Source organism: Streptomyces canus 299MFChir4.1 (genome assembly GCF_000383615.1).
Classification (GTDB): Bacteria; Actinomycetota; Actinomycetes; order Streptomycetales; family Streptomycetaceae; genus Streptomyces; species Streptomyces canus_C.
On the sequence record NZ_KB911693.1, the window covers coordinates 1 to 1,526 of the forward strand.

General features: G+C 57.3%; 1 protein-coding gene and 1 pseudogene. One reads left to right on the forward strand and one right to left on the reverse strand.

All coding sequences use genetic code 11. The features are described from left to right. Window positions 1-333: 333 nt before the first annotated feature. Window positions 334-1,092, forward strand: a complete 759-nt coding sequence (locus H293_RS56950; protein ID WP_259294759.1) for a hypothetical protein — start codon at window positions 334-336, stop codon at window positions 1,090-1,092. A 31-nt stretch (window positions 1,093-1,123) separates the two neighbouring features. Here H293_RS56950 and H293_RS58265 read toward each other — a convergent pair. Then, window positions 1,124-1,378 (reverse strand): annotated as a pseudogene (locus H293_RS58265) (transposase); the annotation flags it as partial. Window positions 1,379-1,526 lie beyond the last annotated feature (148 nt).

The window sequence follows — 1,526 nt, forward strand, 5'->3', positions numbered from 1 at the left end:
CAGACCGTCAGGAACCAGCCGCTGCGACAGATCGGCACTCACGAAGAGACATCATGCCGCAGCACACACCATCACCACATGAGACAAGGTCTTAGTCGCGACACATAACCGGCAGAAATCGGCCCTCCAGCCAGTTCATGCTGCTTCAATCCGGCAGCACGCCGAAGTTGCTTCAGATGGCGTCCGAAATCAGGCTGTCCTCACCGTGCCGTCCGTCTCGCGTCAATCAGCTCGCCTTGATCCGCGCACTGATCTGTCCACGAATCAGCTGTGAAGCCGGGCATTTCATGCCTGGCGCTTCGATGACGATTGAGAAATAGGGAGAGCGAAGTCATGCATTCGAGAGTCGAAACCGATGCAGCCGCGATCGTGACGTGGGTGAATAGCAATCATGATCTCGACCAGGGGAGCGCGAGGGAAAGAATCTACCTGAAAGCAGGCGATCAACTGGATTTCAGAATAGCGAGCCGTACGGGCAGGTTCGAGCCGGGCGGAAAACCCAGCATCGGCGCATTAGAATTTTGCGAAAACCGTCTCCTTGTCTCAAATTTCACTACCAGCGCTACCTATGTGATAGAGAATTTAGAGGGTGGAATAGAACTGGTCAAGGCGCGCCCACGCCAGCTCAGGGTAGCGATCCCCTTTGAAATGTCGCGCGTTCTAATTCCTTCTGGCGAGAATATAACCGAGCTCACCGTCTTCGGTTCCCCTCCGCCCCTGATGAGAGAAGAGCTGTCAGCCAGGATACCGGGCCCTCCCATGGTCAATGTTGAGACGGCGAGTAAATACTTTGCGGTTCTCGTCGCACTATGCGAACCGCGCCTGCGCGGATCTTCGATGGCGGCCGTGCCGTCCGTACAGGAAGTTGTTGAAAGGTTGAGGGGGAGCAGTCAGTTCAGGGGCGCAAATCGGAGTAGCATTAATTATCACATTAACTATCTGGCGGATCAAAAACTTCCGGTCAATCGCTGGACCAAGTGTGTGGACGAGGGGCGCATGCACTCCAAGCGCGAGGCCCTTGTGGCATTTGCGCTCCGATTCGACATAGTCAGGGAGGAGCATCTCGATCTACTCCCTAATGTCGCGTGTTGAAAGTTGTTTTACGGTCTGATTCGCGGGACCGCCGCTCGGCGATCCGCTGCTGGACCGGCAGCGGATCCCACGGTGGACGGTTCACGAACTGCTGCAGGGACTGCATATTTCCCATCCGGTAGACGCTCGGCCATCGGCTGGAACGACTTCCGCCGACCAACGAGCATCAGGCCGCGCAGATAACACTCGCCCCACCGCCGCTGATCCTGCCAAGCAACGACCCCAACACACCGGCAACGAACTCCGCCACCTCACCACGGAGCCGTTCCACCTCCCCCAGCTTCACTCTGGGAGGCTGCCCGCAGCCAGTCGATATTGCTCAACGTAACGAAGCACCACTAGAGATCTTTAAGTGTGCGGGTTACGTGGGGTCGTGACGGTTGTCGTGGTTCGCGCTATGCCGGAGGGGTGAGGTATCCCGATGGCGGTGGGCT

Coding starts and splice junctions, on each gene's coding strand:
- H293_RS56950 (WP_259294759.1), top strand. CDS start 334: ATGCATTCGAGAGTCGAAACCGATGCAGCCGCGATCGTGACGTGGGTG.